General features: G+C 50.2%; 19 protein-coding genes. 4 read left to right on the top strand and 15 right to left on the bottom strand.

Annotation, left to right across the window (positions count from 1 at the left end; genetic code table 11):
* Positions 1 to 141 precede the first annotated feature (141 nt).
* The 4 genes from FGI41_RS20050 (at position 142) to FGI41_RS20035 (ending at position 4,291) form a co-directional block, all read left to right on the top strand.
* On the top strand, positions 142 to 555 hold the full coding sequence (locus tag FGI41_RS20050) for a DoxX family protein (RefSeq protein WP_139492094.1): 414 nt from the start codon (positions 142 to 144) through the stop codon (positions 553 to 555).
* Between the two features lie 52 nt (positions 556 to 607).
* A complete protein-coding gene (locus tag FGI41_RS20045) occupies positions 608 to 1,975 on the top strand; it encodes an MFS transporter (RefSeq protein ID WP_139492093.1) in 1,368 nt (455 codons plus the stop codon).
* Between the two features lie 90 nt (positions 1,976 to 2,065).
* Positions 2,066 to 3,247: an N-methyl-L-tryptophan oxidase gene (gene solA, locus FGI41_RS20040; RefSeq protein ID WP_139492092.1), complete on the top strand. Its 1,182-nt coding sequence runs from the start codon at positions 2,066 to 2,068 to the stop codon at positions 3,245 to 3,247.
* 729 nt (positions 3,248 to 3,976) lie between these two features.
* Positions 3,977 to 4,291 carry a hypothetical protein gene (locus FGI41_RS20035; protein ID WP_139492091.1) on the top strand — a complete coding sequence of 105 codons (315 nt, stop codon included), beginning with the start codon at positions 3,977 to 3,979 and terminating at the stop codon, positions 4,289 to 4,291.
* A 553-nt stretch (positions 4,292 to 4,844) separates the two neighbouring features.
* On the opposite strand, the gene FGI41_RS20030 is transcribed toward FGI41_RS20035, so the two are convergent.
* The 15 genes from FGI41_RS20030 to FGI41_RS19965 all read right to left on the bottom strand — a co-directional run bounded on the left by FGI41_RS20030 (position 4,845) and on the right by FGI41_RS19965 (position 19,996).
* Positions 4,845 to 5,360 carry a hypothetical protein gene (locus tag FGI41_RS20030; RefSeq protein ID WP_139492090.1) on the bottom strand — a complete coding sequence of 172 codons (516 nt, stop codon included), beginning with the start codon at positions 5,358 to 5,360 and terminating at the stop codon, positions 4,845 to 4,847.
* An 18-nt stretch (positions 5,361 to 5,378) separates the two neighbouring features.
* Positions 5,379 to 6,146, bottom strand: a complete 768-nt coding sequence (locus FGI41_RS20025; protein ID WP_139492089.1) for a hypothetical protein — start codon at positions 6,144 to 6,146, stop codon at positions 5,379 to 5,381.
* Positions 6,147 to 6,166: 20 nt separating this feature from the next.
* Complete coding sequence (locus tag FGI41_RS20020) at positions 6,167 to 6,748, bottom strand: hypothetical protein (RefSeq protein WP_139492088.1); 582 nt, start codon at positions 6,746 to 6,748, stop codon at positions 6,167 to 6,169.
* 378 nt (positions 6,749 to 7,126) lie between these two features.
* The gene (locus tag FGI41_RS20015) at positions 7,127 to 7,801 is read right to left on the bottom strand and encodes an SDR family NAD(P)-dependent oxidoreductase (RefSeq protein ID WP_139492087.1); all 675 of its coding nucleotides are present in this window, start codon (positions 7,799 to 7,801) and stop codon (positions 7,127 to 7,129) included.
* Positions 7,802 to 7,819: 18 nt separating this feature from the next.
* Positions 7,820 to 9,268 carry an aspartate kinase gene (locus FGI41_RS20010; protein WP_139492086.1) on the bottom strand — a complete coding sequence of 483 codons (1,449 nt, stop codon included), beginning with the start codon at positions 9,266 to 9,268 and terminating at the stop codon, positions 7,820 to 7,822.
* Positions 9,269 to 9,301: 33 nt separating this feature from the next.
* Entirely contained in the window at positions 9,302 to 10,795 is a 1,494-nt protein-coding gene (locus FGI41_RS20005) for an amino acid permease (protein WP_139492085.1), read from the bottom strand.
* Between the two features lie 76 nt (positions 10,796 to 10,871).
* Positions 10,872 to 12,353, bottom strand: a complete 1,482-nt coding sequence (gene lysS / locus FGI41_RS20000; protein WP_139492084.1) for a lysine--tRNA ligase — start codon at positions 12,351 to 12,353, stop codon at positions 10,872 to 10,874.
* A gap of 32 nt (positions 12,354 to 12,385) precedes the next feature.
* Positions 12,386 to 12,586, bottom strand: a complete 201-nt coding sequence (locus FGI41_RS19995; RefSeq protein ID WP_139492083.1) for a hypothetical protein — start codon at positions 12,584 to 12,586, stop codon at positions 12,386 to 12,388.
* An 11-nt stretch (positions 12,587 to 12,597) separates the two neighbouring features.
* Positions 12,598 to 15,018, bottom strand: coding sequence for a heavy metal translocating P-type ATPase (locus FGI41_RS19990; protein ID WP_139492082.1), 2,421 nt, complete (start codon positions 15,016 to 15,018; stop codon positions 12,598 to 12,600).
* Positions 15,019 to 15,066: 48 nt separating this feature from the next.
* Positions 15,067 to 15,240, bottom strand: coding sequence for a hypothetical protein (locus tag FGI41_RS25100; RefSeq protein WP_176560360.1), 174 nt, complete (start codon positions 15,238 to 15,240; stop codon positions 15,067 to 15,069).
* A 179-nt stretch (positions 15,241 to 15,419) separates the two neighbouring features.
* Positions 15,420 to 16,586: a sulfate adenylyltransferase gene (gene sat / locus FGI41_RS19985; RefSeq protein WP_255298553.1), complete on the bottom strand. Its 1,167-nt coding sequence runs from the start codon at positions 16,584 to 16,586 to the stop codon at positions 15,420 to 15,422.
* A 35-nt stretch (positions 16,587 to 16,621) separates the two neighbouring features.
* The gene (locus FGI41_RS19980; RefSeq protein WP_139492080.1) at positions 16,622 to 17,368 is read right to left on the bottom strand and encodes a sulfite exporter TauE/SafE family protein; all 747 of its coding nucleotides are present in this window, start codon (positions 17,366 to 17,368) and stop codon (positions 16,622 to 16,624) included.
* Positions 17,368 to 18,090: a phosphoadenylyl-sulfate reductase gene (locus FGI41_RS19975; protein ID WP_139492079.1), complete on the bottom strand. Its 723-nt coding sequence runs from the start codon at positions 18,088 to 18,090 to the stop codon at positions 17,368 to 17,370. The genes FGI41_RS19980 and FGI41_RS19975 overlap by 1 nt, the downstream gene beginning before the upstream one ends.
* The gene (locus tag FGI41_RS19970) at positions 18,087 to 18,377 is read right to left on the bottom strand and encodes a DUF3906 family protein (RefSeq protein ID WP_139492078.1); all 291 of its coding nucleotides are present in this window, start codon (positions 18,375 to 18,377) and stop codon (positions 18,087 to 18,089) included. The genes FGI41_RS19975 and FGI41_RS19970 overlap by 4 nt, the downstream gene beginning before the upstream one ends.
* The gene (locus FGI41_RS19965; RefSeq protein WP_139492077.1) at positions 18,374 to 19,996 is read right to left on the bottom strand and encodes a nitrite/sulfite reductase; all 1,623 of its coding nucleotides are present in this window, start codon (positions 19,994 to 19,996) and stop codon (positions 18,374 to 18,376) included. Before FGI41_RS19965 ends, FGI41_RS19970 begins: the two co-directional genes overlap by 4 nt.
* Positions 19,997 to 20,022 lie beyond the last annotated feature (26 nt).

Raw genomic sequence — 20,022 nt, 5'->3', positions numbered from 1 at the left:
TGTTTTTCGGTTTTTTCCAGGTAGTAAAATGACCCCTTATTTTTGATCGAAAAAACCTCTATTTTAGTGGTACCATTTAACAAGAGCGACCCCATATCATTAACACAAATCACATTCATTTATCTTGAAGGGGGCTTTTTTATGAATATGCAAGTGAATGCCAAGTTTCTGTTATTGGGTCGCATCCTGATCGGTGCAGTCTTTGCTTTTATGGGGCTTTACAAAATCCTCAACTGGGGCATGACTGCTGGCTGGATGGGCATGAAGGGTGTACCGATGGTTCCAATCGCATTGGTGGTTGCGATCATCGCTGAGCTGGGTGGCGGTCTGGCGATCATGTTCAACATCAAACTCCGTGTGGTCGCTGTCGCACTTGCCCTGTTCATGATCCCGGTCAACTTCATCATGCACAACTTCTGGGCACTGCCGCCTGAGATGATGGCAAGTGAGTTCCTCAGCTTCCTGCAAAACGTGATGATCATCGGAGGTCTGTTCGGTCTCGCTGCTGTCACCAAGGCCCAAGACCAAAGCCTGTCCTCACCTGCTTCCCGTTAATTGGTGAAGTAACCGGTCCTATCTAATCTACGAAAAAGGAGGGTGACCATTGATGCAAAACATCCAGAACCAAGCGACCCTAACCCGTCCTCAAGTGAAGTCGGGTTTATCGCAGGGGATGACCTTATTCACGTTTTTGATGGGGATTTTCCTGGGCGCCCTAGACCATAGCGTCATCGGTCCTGCACTCAGCTCGATCCTGGCTTCCTATGAGATGGTACCTGCTTGGGGGAGCTGGAGCTTCTCCGTCTATACCCTGGTTTTTGCCGTAAGTATCCCTGTCTTGGGGAAATTGTCTGACCGATTTGGCCGGAAACAGACCTTTATGTTTGGGATTACCTCTTTTGCGGTGGGTTCCCTGATCTGTGCGCTGGCTCCTAACTTTACTGTCTTTTTGCTTGGCCGTGCGGTTCAGGCAATAGGGGCAGGGGGTATCTTCCCGATTACCGCTTCCCACATCGCTGTCACCTATCCACCGGAGCAACGGGGGAAAACGATGGGAATGATCGGGGTCGCCTTTGGTCTTGGTTCCATCCTCGGACCGACGATCGGCGGTATGATCATCGCTTATGCGGATTGGCAATGGGTGTTCCTAATCAACATTCCGCTGTGTGCTATCATTCTTCTGATGATGTCGCAGTTCAAATCCGAGCAGCAGACCATGAAAAAGCCAATTGACTACGTCGGGATTATGCTGCTGGCTCTGATGATCGTCTCCATCATGCTGGGGATTACGCTGGGCAGTTCCTTGTTCTTCCTCGTCGGCGTCGTCATCGCACCTGTCTTGTTCTTCTATGAGCGCAAGCAGGCTGACCCGGTGATGAACATGAACTATGTCACCAAGCTCCCGATCCTGATTCTTCTGATCGGTTCCCTCTTGTCTGGTCTGGTCATGACCGTGATCAACATCATCCCGCTGTTTGCCGAATCCCATCTCGGGTTTGCCAAAGGGAACGCCGGGCTGAGTATCGCTCCACTCGCGATTGCCTCCATGGCAGCCTCCCTGTATGGCGGAATGCTGGTCGATAAGATCGGAGCGAAAAAAGTATTGCTTGCGGGCTTTGCCCTAACCGCACTGGCAACTGTTGGGCTGGCTACCGGAATCGAAAATCTCGCACTCTACTACGCGGTGACTATCGTATTGGGCTTTGGGATCGGGATCGTCATCGGGGCGCCGCTTAACATCCTGCTGCTGCAAGTCATTGACATCAGAGAAGCTGGAGCAGCTGTCGGTTATCTGAGCTTGTTCCGCTCTCTCGGCTCCACGATCAGCCCGGCGGTAACCGGTAAGCTAATCACCCTCTTTGCAGCAAGCGGCTTAAGCTTTACGTACGCCTTTTCGTTTACCCTGACCGTTTCCGTAGTCAGTCTGGTGTTACTGCTTGTGTTTGTCAAAGCAAAAGCTGTTGCCAAGTCTTGATGAGGTTGAAATAAGAACACGCATTGTTGCGTAAGCGAATGATGCGTGTTCTTTTTCATATAAAAGCTTCACTGAGGAGGAACTTTTCGGATGAATCAACATTTCGAAGTGATTGTCATTGGTGCAGGCTCAGTCGGTATGGCGGCAGGTTATTATCTCTCCGAGCAGGGTGTCTCTACCCTATTGATAGATTCGTATGATCCCCCGCATGAAAACGGCAGCCATCACGGCAATACCCGTATCATCCGCCACGCGTACGGTGATTGCAAAAGTACAATGGAAGACGTACGCAAGCAGCCCTATATCCCTCTCTCCCTTCAAGCCAACAAGTTGTACCTACAACTAGATGCTAGAGTAGAGACCCAACTCTTCTATCCGAGTGGGTTATTGGATATAGCGCGTGCAGACTCTTCACGGTTGGCTGGAGTGATTCAGACCGCGAATGCTTTTGACATCCCCATCGAGGTGCTGACAGCAGATGAGATCAACCATCGCTGGCCTGGCCTGCAAGTACCTGAAGGCTATATCGGGGTGCTGGAGCTGCGCTCTGGGACGCTGATGTGCGATGATATCATCCGGGCCTATCGCGATCTGGCTATTACGCAGGGGGCTGTCCTGCAGGGGAACACACCTGTGCGGGACATCCAGATCCACTCTGACGGGGTAACGGTTACGACCGATGAAGCCACCTATACCGCTGACAAGGTCATCGTCTGTGCGGGCGGCTGGACCGAAAAGCTTGTGCGTGACGCGGGTATCCGCTTCCAGCACATCCGCAAAACCGTCGCTCTGTTCGCAGCCGACGAAGCCCTGTACGATGTCCATCACTTCCCTGCCTTTTTCTTCGACCTCGGTGCTGAACAATACTACTCACTCCCAAGCGTCAACGGCATGGGCCTCAAAGTAGGCCGTCACGATGCCGGTCAAGAGTTCGATATCACCGCTCCGCTCCCGCCGTTCGGTTCCTATCCGGAAGATATGGGTGAGATCGGGCAGTTCATGGCGGCACATATGCGGGTGCCTGCTTCTCAATTGATCAAAGGCGGTACTTGCCAGTATACGATGACCGCTGATGAGGATTTCATCGTGGACTTCCATCCTGAGCATCGTCATGTGATGGTGGCAGCGGGTCTGGCCGGGCATGGGTTTAAGTTTGCCAGTGTGCTTGGGCAGAAGCTCGGGCAGATGGCGGTGACAGGGGAGCGGGATGAGGAGCTGGCGATCTTTTCGATTGGACGTCCGGGGCTGCAGGATAAGGTTAGATTGGGCTAAGAACGAAATGAGTCGAAACCTCCACTAGGTAAGCGAGAGTAGGCCGATCCTTTTTATGAGGGTCGGCTTGCTTGTTTGTTTTTCTTGTTTGTTTTTCTTGTTTGTTCTATTTCTGTATCGATCCTCTTAGAGCCCCCATAGCAATTGCATCTGCAGGAATATAGCTTAAGGCAAAGTTTACGCCATTCCCCAAAATACCAATATTTAACCCAACCAGAATTATCCCCAAGGAAATTCACTCTCGTGCTTGTAATTTTAAAGAATCCCTTTCTCATTAATGGGAGTGTAAGTTGTAGGATCAGCTCCAACGTGCAGTGCGTTAAACATCTTGATAAACGCTATTATCGTGTGAAATACGATGTATTTGAGCAAAGCAGTCGAGCATACAAGAGAACCTGGTCTATACACGAAGAGTTTCTTCAATATAGCTACTCTTAGCTGGGAACACATCAATTTCTTAAGAGAATACAAATTTAATCTAGAACAGCCGACCGCCCTCCAATCGTTACGCACATATCGGAAATAAATTATAAACGATAATTTAAAATACTTTCAAAAGTGGTTTTTCTATCAAATAAAGTGTAGTATTGTATATTTTATCCAAAATATTTGTATAGTTAATTTGAGGACTCTACGGTAAAAAAACAGTTTCCTAATATTTACATTTAATCATAAATTTGGTAATATAATAATTGTATTTTGAATACCAAATTATGAGGAGGAATCACTATGTGGAAGAAACTTACGACAGGAGCTTTGGCTTTGGCATTTGTTCTGAGCATTGGTACTACCCCTACATTCGCACAAGAATCAGTTAAATCTACTAACGTAGCAACACCGGATGCTACTGTAGTCAAATACGTGGGCAATTGGGAAGTACTCTTTGGTGAAGGCTTCACATTTACACAAGGCGCAAGCCTAGTTGGGAATGTGAGTTTTATTGATCGTAAGCTAACGTTTCAATTCCAAAAACCTGGATATGTTACGGTCAAAATGATAGAGGAAGATGGTAGTTCGTCCTATTATTACTATTCGGTTAAGTAGGATAAAAAGTATCCTATGTAACACAAGATAATTGAAGCCACTGACGGACAGTTCCGTCGGTGGCTTTAGTTAGTTTGCAAACAATGCTGCTAGAGCGCAGGCAATTAGCACTTATTTTAGACGATGATTGACAATGAGAAAACGTATAGTTGACGATTAATTGCGCATCTTGACTGTTTGATTACGCTAAATGTAAGCGTCTACCGTAATCAGCGAGTTCCTTGATATAAATCACCGGTACGATTATCGTGACCTCCTCTCGCCGTAAGTTCCCTCCTGAACCGGGTCTCTAGGCAAGCCATTCGCCAAAATTACGGATGAGTTCCCCAACCCGTTCCGTCCAGTGAGATGATCCACATTCGATTGGTAATCTTGCGGTTTTTCTCTTTTAAACTTACCACTGCTCTCTTTTATTTATGCTCTTCATCCATCACTTGAAACGTGCATGCTGATTATCGTTTGCTGTTTGTTTTAAAAACGCGCATACCAAAAAACCGCATCCTGTGTAAACAAGATACGGCTTTTATATTTCCATTACGATTACGACTACCACTTATTTAATTGTTTCAAACGCATTACGAACGGAATAAAAATACTCCTCAAAAGACTGAACCTCCATAGAAGGAGTAGGCAATTGGTTAAACCGGTCCGCTTGTTCCTTCAAAAAAGCAAGTTCCTCTGGCTGAACCCCTTTCGTCTCATCGAACTGATCGATAATCTCTCTGAACCGTTCCACATTTACAATCTTGTCGTAATCTCCTCGAAATGTCTCAAACTCACTCGTCGGCACATAACCGGACGTGGAAGAAAACACATTCATGTAGTAGGTGGCCCGTTCCATATGCGCGTAGGCTTTTACCAGATCTTCTGTGCTGCCATCCGATTTGCTCATGATCGCAGTGTATTCTTTGAGCGGCAGGATCGGATTGTTTTTGGCCAAAACGGCAAAGAGAGTGGTATTCTCTTGTTTTTCGGAGTAGGAAGTAAGATAGATGGTCATGGAACCCAGTAGGAAACCAAGCGTCAGAATCAGGATGTGAGTGATCCAGTTTGGTTTGAGGTTCGGCATAATAGATGACACCTCCTATTAGCTGTGGATGGTATGCCAGTGAACTACGTCTGCGGTATAAGGGTAAATGAAAATCGTTTGGCTATTGATTAACATAGATGCGCTGTACTGCACATTACCATACGCCTTGATTGGGATAGAAGAACCAGTCCACGGTTGATCGAATAAAAATCTTCCGTCAAACCCATAAAGTTTGCCACTGGTATTACCGTCTGCCTCATTGTATTTAATGGCATTGGGTAATGAAACGGTCGATGGCAGACCTGAATAGCTCGTAATCGTAATCGACGAATTCGTTGGAGGGCTTGGGATATCTACAGTGATGCCTCCCGCAAGGTTATTGGTGAGAACCTTGACAAGGGATGCGTAAGATCCAAATTGTGGAATAGAACCAGCCAGGTCATATACCCAGTCTGGGATGACTGAATCGGTTTTTTGCGGAGTTGTAGCCCAAATCCAAGTGTCAGTGTTTCCAGACATGCCAACTCTCATTTTCGTTATTTTCCAGTTTTCATAAGCTGGATATTCACTTTTCATAGTATCTAGTCTGCCAAAAATCCTAACCCACTCGCGCGCCGTTGAACTGTTGGTGGATGTATAGGAATGAGCTGTTAACACAGCAACACTATTCCCACCTGTTGAATCAGGGCTTCCGTTGTTGTAATAGCTTGTTGTATAGTTGGCACCTTTGTACCAGTATTTGATTGAATCACTATCTGCATACACAATAGAGGATATTGATAATAAAAATAAAGAACTGATTAGTAATGAGGCAATCCTTTTCATTCTGACGATCCTTTCTCCTTTTAGTTCATGGTGGTAGAGTTAGATTGCTGTTCAATCAGTTTTGTTAATTCTTGATCTACAAAACTCTCACCAAAAAACAACAAGGCCATTTGATCCATGGAACCAATATTCGTAGACACAATCATTTTGTCTTCATTTGGTAACATATCAATTCCGATGACAACATTTTCGTTGTTCAGGTTATTTTTTACGTTAATATTCTTAATTTGACCATTGAGAGAGCCATGGTAGTACTCTCCTCTATTACTTTGCAATACAGATACGAGACCTTCTGCTGTAAACGGATAGTTATCTCCAGATAGTTGAATAAGGCCCTGTGCCGACATTTTTGCGAAAGATTGAGTGTCAGGAATCGGTTCTACGTTTATTTTCAGATCCATGCTGGATTTATCTTTCTTAATTTGAGCCTTTTGAAATGCTTTTTTGGTGCTCTCTTGCCATGTGAAATTGGAGACAGCTTGTGTAATTTCTTCATTTAGTTGTAGTTTGTAGCTATAATCTTTTACTGGATTGTTCATGGCCGCTATGCTTACTATTGCGACAAGTAAGAGAACAAGGGAAAGAAATATTTTTTTACGCATTTACTCATCTCCTGTTTTGATTCATCCTGTGTTTTTATACAAAGTCTTCAATATTTCATTACGAGTATAAATAATAATATTATTGAAATATACGATGAAAATTTGGAAATCAACAGGATGACTCCTCCCCAATCCTCTCCCACAGAAAAAGCCCATGGCTCCCCATCAGAAGAGAAACCACAGGCCACGCACTACACCTACAACCTTTTTCTACAACCAATACCGATACATCCCGAGTCGGAAACTGCCCCTCGGATGCCCAACCGATAGGCTCATCCAGGGGGCATCCCACACAGCGAAACGTCAGTACAATTGTTCCAGACGTTTGTCGAGCTTTTACATTGGGGTAGCTAGACTGTTTGCTAATAATGTCTATGATTATCCCGCTAAAATAACCTGTCCGCTATAGACATAGTTCTGATCGAGAATCCGTGCGAGCTTCTCCGCTACCTTCGCCGGCTCTTCTCCCAGCGTCTGCATATCCGACTTCATCACGCCTGGATTGAATACATTGGCGATGATGCCATGTTGGCCTTCTTCCTCCTGCACAGAGTAGGTCAACGCTTCAAGAGCTGCTTTGGAAGCACTGTAGGCACCAAACCCCGCTCCGCCTGTTTTGGCGAGACTACTGGTGACGTTCATGATCTGGCCGCTCTTTTGACGGCGCATCACAGGCAGGGCTGCCTTGATCATGAGAAAGGCGCTGGTGGCGTTGTTGGTCAGCTGATAGTTCCAAGACTCTAATGATGTATCTGCAATCAGATAGTTCTCAAAGACAGCGGCGTTGTTGATCAGGACGTCTACTTTGCCATAGGCTTCAAGGGCCTGGGCGAAGAGTGAATCGACATCACTCTCGACGGATGCGTCTGCTTTGATGGCGAGGGAGCAGGATGAGATGGCAGCAAGCTCATCCCGGAGCTTGTTGACCTTGGACTCCTGATGGTCACACGCGACGACGCATGCGCCTTGCCGGGCGAGCAGGAGGGCAGTCTCTCTGCCCAGCCCTGCCCCTGCTCCGGTTATGATGATCACTTGATTTTGGAATTTCCCCATCATTCACACCTCCAGATTTTACGCTACGGTAGTAAACGGAACTTCTTTTGGCAGGCGCTCTTGCTCTTCCAGACCATCCAGAGAGAGATTGAGCACTTCATCATAAAGTACGCGGGAACGCCCAAAGAATTCGTGGTAGAGCGAGACGATTGCTTTTTTCACGTTGCGGTCTTTGACGGCAAACATCAGGCTGACCTCGGAGGAGCCTTGGTTGATCATCTCGATGTTGATTCCCGCATCGGCCAGAGCGATGGCGGCGCGGGATACGGTACCAACATTCTCGCGCATGCCTTCGCCGACGATCATGACGAGTGCGAGGTCACGGGCCACTTGTACATCGTCGACTTGCAGCTCGGTACGGATGCGGCTGATGACGCGCTCCTCGATCTCGCGGGTAAAGATATCGTTGCGCAGAATTACGGAGACGTGGTCGATCCCAGATGGAATGTGCTCGTAGGAGAGTCCCTCTTCTTCTAAGATTTGCAGTAGCTTGCGGCCAAAGCCGACTTCGCGGTTCATCAGGTATTTGGTTAGGTAGATGCTGCAGAAGCCTGCATCTCCGGCGATCCCGACGACATTGGTCGAGGTGTAGGAGCGCTTGGAGACGATCATCGTGCCTGGTGCTGTCGGGTTGTTGGTATTCTTGATGCAGACGGGTACGCCGGTGCGGAATGCCGGGAAAAGAGCCTCGGCATGATAGACAGAGAAACCAGCATAGGAGAGTTCTCGCATCTCTTGATAGGTCAGCTCGGTCACTTGTTTGGGCTGCGGGATGAGGCTGGGATTGACGGCGAACACGGAGTCGACGTCCGTGAAGTTCTCATACAGATCAGCTTGTACCGCCGCTGCCAGAATAGAGCCAGTGATGTCGGAACCGCCACGGGAGAAAGTGACGACGGAGCCATCTGTGGCGTATCCGAAGAAGCCTGGGAAGACGACGATGCCTTCGCGGTCACGCAGGGCACGCAGTCGCTCGTAGGATTCGGGGAGCACTTGGGCATTGCCGTATTTGCCGCAGACAAGGAGTCCTGCATCCCACGGGTTCACATAGGAAGCTGGGACACCAATACTGTTGAGGTAGTGAGCGACGACCTTGGCGCTGTTGTCTTCCCCTGCTGCTTTGACCCTGTCTAGGAACTTGGCTTCGACGCTGGTGTCGAGTGTGAGCAGCTCTCGCAGGTCTTTTTCTATCCCGTCAATAGCCTGCTCGGGAATCCCCAGCTCTTGGCCGATCTCACGGTAACGGGCGATGACGGCGCGGATTTCCTGCTCTGCTTCACCGTCACGCAGTAGACGCTCGGCGAAGGCGATCAAGAGGTCGGTTACCTTGTCATCTGTCTTGTGACGCTTGCCTGGAGCGGAGACGACGACGATACGCCGTTCTGGATCAGCGGTGATGATGTCACATACTTTACGGATCTGTTCTGCATTGGCCAGAGATGTCCCTCCAAATTTTGCCACTTTCATGTTAACGATTCCTCCATCCTGTATGGTAGTTGATTAATCCACGTTGTTGTCCAGCTTGCACTCTGAGAGTGGGATCAGCTTGGTTTTGTGCTTGATCTTATACCAGATATAAAGAACCAAGAAGAGCGGAAGCCCGATATAGGAGACCAGCACCCCATTCCAGTCGATGCTGTCGCCCATAAAGGCCTGATAGTTCTGCCCGAGGATGACGATGGTACAGAGTACGAACGCAAACATCGGGCCGATTGGGAACCATTTGGAGCGGTACGGCAGCTGGTCGAGATCATAGCCTTGCTTGATATAAGCGCGGCGGAAACGGTAGTGGCTGATCGCAATCCCCAGCCAGACGATGAAGCCTGACATCCCGGATGCATTCACCAGCCAGATATAGAACACCCCGTCGCCAAACAACGAAGCGAGGAAGGCCACCATCCCCACAGCGGTCGTAGCCAGCAGGGCGTAGATCGGTACGCCGTTCGCACTCACTTTAGTAAAAAGCTTCGGTGCCTTGCCTTCATGGGCCAGCATCCAGAGCATCCGTGTCGAGGCATACATCCCGGAGTTGCCCGCAGAGAGGACAGCCGTCAGGATTACCGCGTTCATCAATGAGGCGGCGAATGCCAATCCCACGCGTTCAAACACGATGGTAAACGGGCTCATCCCGATCTCTTCGATGCTTGCGTTGACCAGATTCGGATCGGTGTAAGGAACCAATAAGCTGATAATAAAAATCGCTAAGATATAAAAGAGAAGAATGCGCCAGAACACTTGCTTGATTGCTTTTGGTACGTTTTTGCGCGGGTCTTTACTCTCGCCCGCAACTACCCCGATCAGCTCGGTTCCCTGGAACGAAAAGCCCGCTACCATAAAGATCCCAAGCATCGCCATGAATCCGCCGTGGAACGGAGCATCGCCCACTGTGAGGTTGGCGAAGCCGATATACTCGCCATTCAACACACCAAAAATCGTCAAGGTACCTGTAATCAGAAAGATAATGACGGTTGCTACTTTAATCATCGAGAACCAGTACTCCGATTCTCCGTACCCTTTGACCGCCAGCAGGTTTAGCCCCAGCATCAGCGCGAGGAAGACCGCACTCCAGAGCATCGACGACGAGTCAGGGAACCAGAACTTCATGATCAACGAGCCTGCAGCAAGCTCGACAGCAATCGTAATCGCCCAGTTGTACCAATAGTTCCAGCCAAGCGCGAAGCCGAGTGCCGGGTCAACAAACCGTGTCGCATATGTACTAAAGGAGCCTGAGACCGGCAGATACGCTGCCATCTCGCCCAAGCTTGCCATCAAAAAGTAAACCATCAAGCCAATGACCATGTAAGCAAGCAGCGCGCCGCCCGGACCTGCTGACGCAATCGCGCTTCCGCTGCCGACAAACAGCCCTGTCCCAATTGAGCCGCCGATGGCAATCATCGTCAGATGCCGGACACTCAGGTTACGTTGGAGCTGGTTGCCTGTCTCTTGTGGTGGTGTATTCGTTGGTCCCTCCTGTGGGATTTTACTTCGCCCCATACCTTGTCACCTCTGTCAAGTAATGTAGGAATCTTCTGTCAAATAAGGATGCACGGGTAGGTAGGGCATTGGCGCCCTACCTTGTTTCCACCGGTTCTGGATTGGGTTTGGTTAATGGGAACATGACACAATCCTTGATATTCGGACAATCGGTCATGATCATCAGGAAACGCTCAATTCCAAAGCCCCAGCCGGAGATCGGCGGCATTCCGTACTCCATCGCGGTCACATAATCTTCGTCCATGTCCATCGCCTCTTGGTCTCCGCCGGTTTTGAGTGCGGCTTGCTCCTCCAGACGCTTGCGCTGCTCGATTGGATCAACCAGCTCGGAGTAGGCATTGATGATCTCAGCGCCGTTGACGACCAACTGGAAGCGGTCAGTCAGGGATGGGTTGTCATCGTTGGCACGGGCCAGCGGGGACAGATCAAGCGGGTGCTGGATCAGGAAGGTCGGACGGATCATCTTTGGACGGCATACTTTTTTATATAATAAGTCGATAAAGTTACCACGGCCAAGAGAGTAGATATCCTCATGCTCCAGTACGATGCCTTTTCGCTTGGTCTCAGCCAAGAGGTCACTCACATCTGGGAACAGGTCGATATCGATCCCTGTGTCTTGGAGAATCAGGTCACGGAAGGACATGACCGCCCACTCTTGGGTAAAATCAATCTCTTCTCCGCCGATGGTCAATGTGGTCGTACCAAACGCATTCTCCAGGATATAGAGCACCATGTCACGCATCAGCTTCATCGTGTCTTCGTAGTTCCAGTAGGCAGCATAGCCTTCTACCATCGTGAATTCCTGCAGATGCTGCGGGCTGATGCCCTCATTGCGGAAGCACTTGGCGAACTCGAATACCTTGGTGAAGCCGCCGACGATCAAGCGCTTGAGATAGGTCTCTGGCGCAATCCGCAGGTACATATCCATGTCATGGGACAGATGGTGGGTCACGAACGGTTTGGCCAGTGCGCCGGATGCGGTAGCAGACAAGACTGGAGTCTCCACCTCGATGAACGCTTGATCCTCAAGGAAGCGGCGCATCGCGCTGACCAGCTTCGTTCGGAGCAGCAGTCGTTGCTGTGTCTCCTTGGTCATGATCATATCCAGATAACGGCTGCGGTAGCGGGTCTCTACGTTCGTCAGGCCGTGCCATTTTTCCGGGAGTGGACGCAGGCTTTTGCCGAGGAACTCGTAGGACTTGATGCGGAGTGTTTTTTCTCCTACTTTGGTCGTGAACATCTCCCCTTCCGCCCCGATGAAGTCACCGATGTCAAAGAAAGAACCAAACGCTTGGTATGCTTCCTCCCCGACCTCCTCATGCTTGAGCAACAGCTGGAGCTGACCGGAAATGTTGTTGATCGTGATAAAGCAGAGTTTGCCCATCTCACGGATCGTCAGAATGCGTCCCGCCACCCGTACGCCTGTTGTACCGTCTGCGAGCTGTGCTGCTTCGTGCAGCTCAGCAGTGATTTCGAAGCGTTCCGGGTAAGGCTTTATACCTGCATCACGAATGGCCGAAAGTGTCTGGATACGTTGTACGACCTGCTCATTGCTCATAGGATTTCTCTCCTCGTTCGATTAAGGTTTCACTATTGTTTTTGAAGGATCAGGGTTACCTGTTGCTGGTTGGACTCCTTGATCGGCACCATGATGACCTGCGGCTTCAGGCTGATTGGTTCGATGGCCTGACCTGATTGGCTGGTAACATTGAGATACCAATACATTCCGGCGACTACCAAAGCGTAGTAAAGAATAGCTGAGAGCGTCCATGTCAGAACTGTTTTGCTCATTTTTCATCACCTCAATTGGGATTCACCTTTTGTAAGCGAAGCGCATTAACCACAACAGAGACGGAGCTGAATGCCATCGCTGCCCCAGCCAGCCACGGTGCCAACAGACCAATTGCCGCTATAGGAATCCCCAGCGTATTGTAAGCAAATGCCCAGAACAGGTTTTGCTTGATATTGGCGATGGTCTTTTTACTCATGTAGATCGCATCTGCGATACTGTTGAGATCGCCGCGCATCAGGGTGATATCAGCCGCTTCCATCGCGACGTCTGTCCCTGTGCCCATCGCCATTCCGATATCGGCGGTGGCGAGTGCCGGAGCATCGTTGATTCCGTCGCCGACCATCGCTACCTTTTTGCCTGCTTCCTGGAGCTTTTTCACTTCTGCTGCTTTCCCCTCTGGGAGTACTTCGGCGATGACATGCTCGATGCCGACCTGACGACCGATCGCCTGTGCGGTCAGCTGGTTGTCACCTGTCAGCATGACGACATGGATGCCCATTGCTTTGAGGCGGGTCACTGCTTCTTTGGACGTGTCTTTGACGGTGTCAGCCACCGCGACCAGCCCGATGCACCGTTCATCGACGGCGATCAGCATCGCGGTCTTGCCTTCGCTCTCAAGCGTCGTCATCTGATCGAGGTAGGTATCTGCGGCAATGCTGTATTGGTTCATCAGCTTGCGGGTGCCGACGAGGACGGTTTTGCCTTCGACCACGGCTTTGATCCCATAGCCTGGGATGGCTTCGAACTCGGTGGTTGGTGACAGTGGGACGCCACGTTCGTGAATTCCGGCCACAATCGCTTCTGCAAGCGGATGCTCGGAGTTCTTCTCAGCGGAGCCTACGAGACGGAGCGCTTCTGCTTCATCCAGCCCGTTGATGATCACGTCGGTCAAGGTCGGTTTGCCGTTGGTGACGGTTCCTGTTTTGTCGAGGACGACAGTGTCGATCTGGTGAGTGGTCTCCAGATGCTCGCCGCCTTTGAACAGGATACCGATCTCAGCAGAACGGCCGGAGCCTGCCATGATCGAGGTCGGTGTAGCCAGACCGAGTGCACATGGGCACGCGATGACGAGAACCGCGATACATTTTTCTAAAGCAGAGGCAAAATTGCCCGGGTCGGCAAGCCCATACCATGCAAAGAACGTCAAGATCGCAATCCCGATGACAATCGGAACAAAAACACCTGCGATCTGGTCAGCCAAGCGTTGGATATTGGCTTTGGAGCCTTGTGCTTCTTCGACGACTTTAATGATCTGGGCCAGTGCGGTGTCACGGCCTACTTTGGTCGCGCGGATTTGCAGCAAGCCATTTTTGTTGATGGTCGAGCCGATGACAGAATCACCGATCGTCTTATCAACCGGGATGCTTTCTCCGGTCAGCATGGATTCGTCCAGAGCGGAGCGCCCTTCGACGATCTCACCGTCTACCGGTACTTTTTCACCTGGCTTGATCAGGACGATATCGCCCACGATGACTTCTTCAACAGGGATGCTTTGCTCTTGACCGCCCCGGATGACGATGGCTGTCTTGGCTTGCAGACCCATCAGCTTCTGGATCGCTTCAGAGGAGCGGCCCTTCGCTTTGGCCTCGAACAGTTTACCGAGGATGATCAGTGTGATCAGCACGGCACTGGTCTCATAATAGAGCGGCACGTGATGTCCGGCATGCTCTCCTGCTGTCAGCGTCATATACAAGCTGTAGATGAACGCAGCCGATGTTCCCAGGGCGACCAGCACATCCATGTTGGCACTGCCGTTACGCACGGCTTTGTACGCTCCTACATAAAACTGTTTGCCCACGATGAACTGGACCGGTGCTGCCAACAGAAGCTGGAACCATGGATTCATGAACATCTCCGGCATCCAGATGAACGAGGTGAACTCGAAGTGCCCTACCATCGTCCATAACAGGGAAAAGGAAAGAATAGCCGAAAAGATCAGCTTTCCGACTTGAGTCTCCAATTCCTTCTGTTTGTGATCTTCTCTTTGTTCGGCTTGATCTTCCTTGGAGGAAGCCTGGTAGCCCAGATCTTTGACTTTTTTCATCAAGTCGCTGACCTTGAGCGTACCCGGATCGAATTCGACGCTGGCCGTCTCAAGCGCGAAGTTGACGGTGGCACCGAGGACGCCCTCCATGTTGTTGAGCGCCTTCTCGATCCGGTTGGCACATACGGCACAGGTCATGCCCGTGATCCCCAGCTCCACCTTTTGCTTCTCGATTCCATAACCCATGGACTCGATCTTGCTCGCCACATCCGTGACGCTGAGTTGACCGCCAGGGACGATTGTGAAGCTGGCCTTTTCCAAAGCGAAGTTCACATTCGCTTCTTGTACGCCTTCCATCTTGCTGAGGTTCTTTTCGATGCGAAGCGCACAAGCTCCACATGTCATCCCTGTGAGAGTCAAAGAGTACGATTTTGCTGCTGTGCTCATAGAATCACTTCCCAACTCTCTCAAATTGTTTTTATATGAAAATGGATTTTACATAGTTGACGGGCCTGTATCATCAGTCCCAAATGTACCAGCCAGTTCGAGGTTGGACTCAACAGAGGTAGTTCCTTTGATGGATGCAAAGAGTTCACCGGAAGCTTGACCTGCGACCATAACACCTGCTACGAGAATAGTTACGATTACATATTTAGAAAAGTTTTTCATTTTTGTTTTCCCCTTCCGTATTCTTAGATCTTGTAACCTAAGAATACGGTAGGTCTAGAGTTTAATAAAATAAGTAAAGTACGACGTTTTTTGCATGGGTTTCACACCATGTTTTTTTTGTCGGTTTTACAGAGAAAACCAAGAAAAAAGCAGGTGGATCACCTGCTTGATCGTTGATTTTACGGGGTTACAGGCTCTTTTTCACGCAATCCTTCGATGAGGACCTTGACCAGTTCCGGGCGGGAGAATTGCGCTGGTGGAGCTTCTCCGTTGCTCAGCATTTGTCGGACTTTCGTACCAGATAACGTGATGTGATGTTCTTTGTCATGTGGGCAGGTCTTCAGAGATGCCATGCCGTCGCAGCGCTTGCAGTAGAAGGTATTTTCAAAGAAGAGCGGTGTGATCCCCAGTTCTTCGCTTGTAAAATGAGTGAAGATTTTCTGAGCGTCATAGGTGCCGTAGTAGTCTCCCACTCCAGCATGATCGCGGCCAACGATAAAATGCGTGCAGCCGTAATTCTTGCGGCACATCGCATGGAAAATCGCCTCGCGCGGGCCTGCATAACGCATCGCTGCTGGGAAGACACTGAGGAAGACCCGATCCTCTGGATAGTAGTCTTTGAGAATGACTTCATAGCTTCTCATCCGCACATCTGCCGGGATATCATCCGATTTGGTCGCTCCTACCAGCGGGTTGAGGAACAGGCCGTCGACGATCTCCAGCGCGCATTTTTGGATGTATTCATGGGCGCGGTGTACCGGATTGCGGGTCTGGAAGCCGACTACGCGTTTCCAGCCTTTTTGCGCGAACCTCTCACGGGTCTGGATCGGATCATGATGGTATTGTGAGAATTCGCCGGTAGCCGGACGGTTGAGCAGCCAGATCTGTCCGCCTGCATAGATGTTGGAGTGTTGATAGATTCGCGCCACGCCTGGGTGCTTGTCTTCGGTGGTTCCGAATACCTTTTGTGCCTCCACTTCATGGTCGACCTGATAGACACTCTCTACTTGTAAAATGGCGTAAAGTTCTTGGTCTGCCCCGCGCAATCCGACATAACCTGCGTTGGAAATCTCTTCGGCTTGCCCCTCTGGAACCGGGAGCGTAATCGGAATACTCCAAACCGTACCGTTAGCCAGACGCATGTTGTCGCGGACGGACAGATAATCGGCTTCATTCATAAAGCCGGTCAGCGGGGAAAATACCCCTGTGGCGATACAGACGAGGTCAGAGAGGGTTACCTCTGATATGGTCAGGCTTGGGAAGCTGGCAGCCTTGGCAAACCATTCGTCACGCTCGACTCCTTCCACCAGACGATTGATCAGTGTTCCTCCATGTGGTGTTATCATCTTGTTCGTGCTCCTTTCCATCCAATGTGATTCAATCAAACCATTTTGATGCCCGTGGCCAGTAATACGATAATGATAGCCGTACGCAGGAATAATTCAGGGACACGGACTGTCAGTTTACCGCCGAGTAAAATGCCTGGAATCGAACCGATCAAAAGCAACGAGACGAATTGCCAATCTACATTGCCGAACCCTGCATGAATCGCGCCTGTGGAAAGAGTCAGGAAAAAGGCATGGACGACATCGGTCCCAACCAGCATGTAGCCTGGGAGCGTGGTGCTTGAGAGCAGCACCATCATGAACAGCGAGCCGCTGCCAATCGAGGTCAGCCCTACGAGAAAGCCGCCAAAAACGCCAAGGAGCGTGGTCGGGACTTTTCTCTCCTTCCGCTCTTCCTTCCCCTTCGTCTTGATCAGGCGGTACAGCATCAGGAGAGAGACGAATACAAACGTAGCCCCCATGACGTGTGCCAGTACTTCGTCCACCGAGATCGAAAACCATTCATCCATAAATTGAATCAGGATGACCCCGGCAATACCGCCTGGGATACTCCCCTTGGCAAGCTTTTTGACAAGCTCCCAGTTAATCGTCTTTTGCTTCCAATGCTGTGCGCTTCCGACCGCTTTGGTAATCGCCGAATAGATGAGATCGGTTCCGACCGCCATAGATGGAGAGAAGCCGTACAGCAGTATCAACAGAGGAGTCATGAGCAATGACCCTCCCATCCCTGTCAAACCCACCAGCAACCCAACAGCAAATCCGGTGGCAATGATGGCAAGCATTATCGTTTTACCGGACTGTTATGGAGTCCGCATTCCGTTTTCTGAAAGTTCGCCCAACGACCTGCACGCGGGTCCTCGCCCGGCATTACCTGACGGGTGCAAGGCGCGCAGCCGATGCTCGGATAGTGTTGGTCGTGCAGTGGGTTGTACGGGATGTTGTTTTGACGGATGTATTCCCAGACTTGATCAGCATTCCAGAAGGCCAGTGGATTTAATTTCACCAGTCCAAACGCGTTGTCCCACTCTACCACTTCGGTATTGGCGCGGGTTGGAGCCTGATCGCGGCGGATCCCAGTGATCCAGCCTTCATAGTTTTGCAGGTGTTGGCGGAGCGGCTGTACCTTGCGAATCCGGCAGCATTCATCCGGGCGGGATGCCCACAGCTCGTCGCCATGCTCTTGTATCTGCTCTTCTAGCGTGACTGGAGTAGCTACGCGGGTGAAGGTTTTGCCGTATTTGAGAGAGAGGGCATCTCGTACCTCATAGGTTTCTTTGAACAAGAGGCTTGTGTCGAGATAGAAAATCTCTACGTCTTGGTTCACCTCCTGCAGCATGTGGACGAGAGCCACGTCTTCAAAGCCGAAGCTGCAAGCCAGCGTGAACGAGTTCAGGTCGATGTTTTCCACACCCCAGCGGATGATTTCGATTGGGTGCTCATCGCGCAGGCGTGCGGCTACCTCCTGTAATTGCTCGGCTGACCATTTATTCGATGTGATTGTCATATAAAGGCACCCCAATCTTTATAATTCTCGGTTGTATAAGCAGGTTTTGGACTGGCCGCAACCATTTCTGGATTGTCCACCACGTAGCCGCTTCCGGCTTGTACGCGTCTTTTTTCAAAAAGAGCAGCCTCGGTAAGCTCCGGTGCTGACAAATAGTGCTTCTCCAGCTCGCGTTCTGCATAGTCAAATGCTTGTTCATCATCCGGCGACAGCACGATGACACTCAATCTGCCCTTGTCCTTGGTATCTACTTGAACGTGATACATGAAGAGCTCGCTTTGTTTCATGATGCCACCACCTGATTTAAGATTTGATCCAGACGCTCTTGGATGGGTTCTACTCCCAAACGGTCGACGAATTGCGTGAAGTTCTCCAGTGGCAGCTTGTTCTCTTTATAGAACAGCAGGAGTTGCTTGAGGACGGATGGTACATCACCAGCTGGAATCCGGCCTTTGAGCTGGGTATTAAAGCGCCCTTCCCCGAACAGGTGACCCCCGATCGCCATGGTGTATGCTTCGATCATGCCTGCGCTGGTCTTTACTTTACCGCCGAGCAGACCGATATCAGCGATTGGCTGCTGACCGCAGTTGTTCGGGCAACCATTGATGTGCAGGCGTACAGGGTTGTCGAGTTGCAGCTCTTTGTCCAGGTATTCCGCTACGTTATGCATGAGACCCTTGGTTTCGGTGAGAGCCAGGTTGCAGAACTCGTTACCAGTACAAGAGACGGTGTAGGCAACGAATTGTTTGGGAGATGGATTCAAGCGTCTTAGCAGCGGTTCTTGGAGCAGCTGTTCCACTTTTTCATTAGGGATATCTGGCAGGATCAGGTTCTGAGAAACAGTGGCACGGATGGAGCCGGAGCCGTATTGGTCAGCCAGATCAGCCAGTTCGAACATCTCTTGGGAATTGGTGCGTCCAACCGGAACATTCAGGCCAACGTAAGAGAGGCCTTCTTGGCGTTGCGGGTGAACACCGACATAGTAACCAGCATTCCAGTCGACGGTTTTGTCTTCGCCGCGGGTTGGGTATGTACCGATGAGTTCAGTCAGCACTTGCAGGAACTTCTCTGCACCCCAGTCAGCCACGAGGAATTTGAGACGGGATTTGTGGCGTTTTTCACGGTAGCCGTTGTCACGGAATACGGTTGTAACACCAACTGCTACATCAACCACTTGTTCAGGACGGATGAACATGTCCAGTTGTTTGGCCAGATGCGGACGATTGGAGAGACCGCCGCCTACCCAGACATGGAAGCCAAGTACTTCTTCGCCATCCAGTACTTTGACCGCAGGGGTGAACGCCAGGTCGTTGATCTGTGCGTTGCCTGGGTTGTACATGCTCGATGAGATCGAGATTTTGTATTTACGCGGCAGGTTGGAGAACTCACGGTTCATCAGGAAGGTTTTCTCCAGCTGATCCACGATTGGACGTGTATCGATCAGCTCATGACCGTCAATGCCAGCGAGCGGGTTCCCGACGATTTGGCGCGGACAGTCGCCGCATGCTTCGAATGAGCACAGCCCAACTTCAGCCAGTCGGTTGAAGATGTCTGGCATGTCCTCGATCTTGAGCCAGTGGTATTGGAGTGCTTGACGTGTGGTGATGTCGATCAGATCGCGCCCGTACAAGGTACCGATCTTTGCGATGGTGCGAAGCTGTTGGCTGCTCAGCTCACCGCCCGGAATGCGTACACGCATCATGAAATAGCCGTCTTCTTTTGGTTTTTGCTGGTACACACCTGCCCATTTGAACAGGGTAAACGCCTCTGCCGGAATTGATTCGAAGCCCGTTTTGGCGTATTGCTGAATATCCTCGATAATATCCAATCCATCTTTTTGAATTTTCAGCTTTTCTACGTCATTTAACTTTTCTGGTTGTTTCGCCCATTCCCATTGCTTTTGCAAGAGAAGCGCCCCCTTTTGAATAAAAT

The organism is Brevibacillus dissolubilis, assembly GCF_006170445.1.
GTDB classification, from domain to species: Bacteria; Bacillota; Bacilli; order Brevibacillales; family Brevibacillaceae; genus Brevibacillus_B; species Brevibacillus_B dissolubilis.
This window is presented reverse-complemented; position numbering and strand designations above follow the sequence as displayed.

What these genes read in the sequence shown, in the direction of transcription:
- FGI41_RS19980 (WP_139492080.1), bottom strand. Translation starts at nt 17,368, where the DNA reads ATGCTTGCCATCATTGCCACCGGATTTGCTGTTGGGTTGCTGGTGGGT.
- sat (WP_255298553.1), bottom strand. Translation starts at nt 16,586, where the DNA reads ATGATAACACCACATGGAGGAACACTGATCAATCGTCTGGTGGAAGGA.
- FGI41_RS20035 (WP_139492091.1), top strand. Translation starts at nt 3,977, where the DNA reads ATGTGGAAGAAACTTACGACAGGAGCTTTGGCTTTGGCATTTGTTCTG.
- FGI41_RS19990 (WP_139492082.1), bottom strand. Translation starts at nt 15,018, where the DNA reads ATGAGCACAGCAGCAAAATCGTACTCTTTGACTCTCACAGGGATGACA.
- FGI41_RS25100 (WP_176560360.1), bottom strand. Translation starts at nt 15,240, where the DNA reads ATGAAAAACTTTTCTAAATATGTAATCGTAACTATTCTCGTAGCAGGT.
- FGI41_RS20050 (WP_139492094.1), top strand. Translation starts at nt 142, where the DNA reads ATGAATATGCAAGTGAATGCCAAGTTTCTGTTATTGGGTCGCATCCTG.
- FGI41_RS20015 (WP_139492087.1), bottom strand. Translation starts at nt 7,801, where the DNA reads ATGGGGAAATTCCAAAATCAAGTGATCATCATAACCGGAGCAGGGGCA.
- FGI41_RS20005 (WP_139492085.1), bottom strand. Translation starts at nt 10,795, where the DNA reads ATGGGGCGAAGTAAAATCCCACAGGAGGGACCAACGAATACACCACCA.
- FGI41_RS20025 (WP_139492089.1), bottom strand. Translation starts at nt 6,146, where the DNA reads ATGAAAAGGATTGCCTCATTACTAATCAGTTCTTTATTTTTATTATCA.
- FGI41_RS20020 (WP_139492088.1), bottom strand. Translation starts at nt 6,748, where the DNA reads ATGCGTAAAAAAATATTTCTTTCCCTTGTTCTCTTACTTGTCGCAATA.
- FGI41_RS20045 (WP_139492093.1), top strand. Translation starts at nt 608, where the DNA reads ATGCAAAACATCCAGAACCAAGCGACCCTAACCCGTCCTCAAGTGAAG.
- solA (WP_139492092.1), top strand. Translation starts at nt 2,066, where the DNA reads ATGAATCAACATTTCGAAGTGATTGTCATTGGTGCAGGCTCAGTCGGT.
- FGI41_RS19975 (WP_139492079.1), bottom strand. Translation starts at nt 18,090, where the DNA reads ATGACAATCACATCGAATAAATGGTCAGCCGAGCAATTACAGGAGGTA.
- FGI41_RS20030 (WP_139492090.1), bottom strand. Translation starts at nt 5,360, where the DNA reads ATGCCGAACCTCAAACCAAACTGGATCACTCACATCCTGATTCTGACG.
- FGI41_RS20010 (WP_139492086.1), bottom strand. Translation starts at nt 9,268, where the DNA reads ATGAAAGTGGCAAAATTTGGAGGGACATCTCTGGCCAATGCAGAACAG.
- FGI41_RS19995 (WP_139492083.1), bottom strand. Translation starts at nt 12,586, where the DNA reads ATGAGCAAAACAGTTCTGACATGGACGCTCTCAGCTATTCTTTACTAC.
- lysS (WP_139492084.1), bottom strand. Translation starts at nt 12,353, where the DNA reads ATGAGCAATGAGCAGGTCGTACAACGTATCCAGACACTTTCGGCCATT.
- FGI41_RS19970 (WP_139492078.1), bottom strand. Translation starts at nt 18,377, where the DNA reads ATGAAACAAAGCGAGCTCTTCATGTATCACGTTCAAGTAGATACCAAG.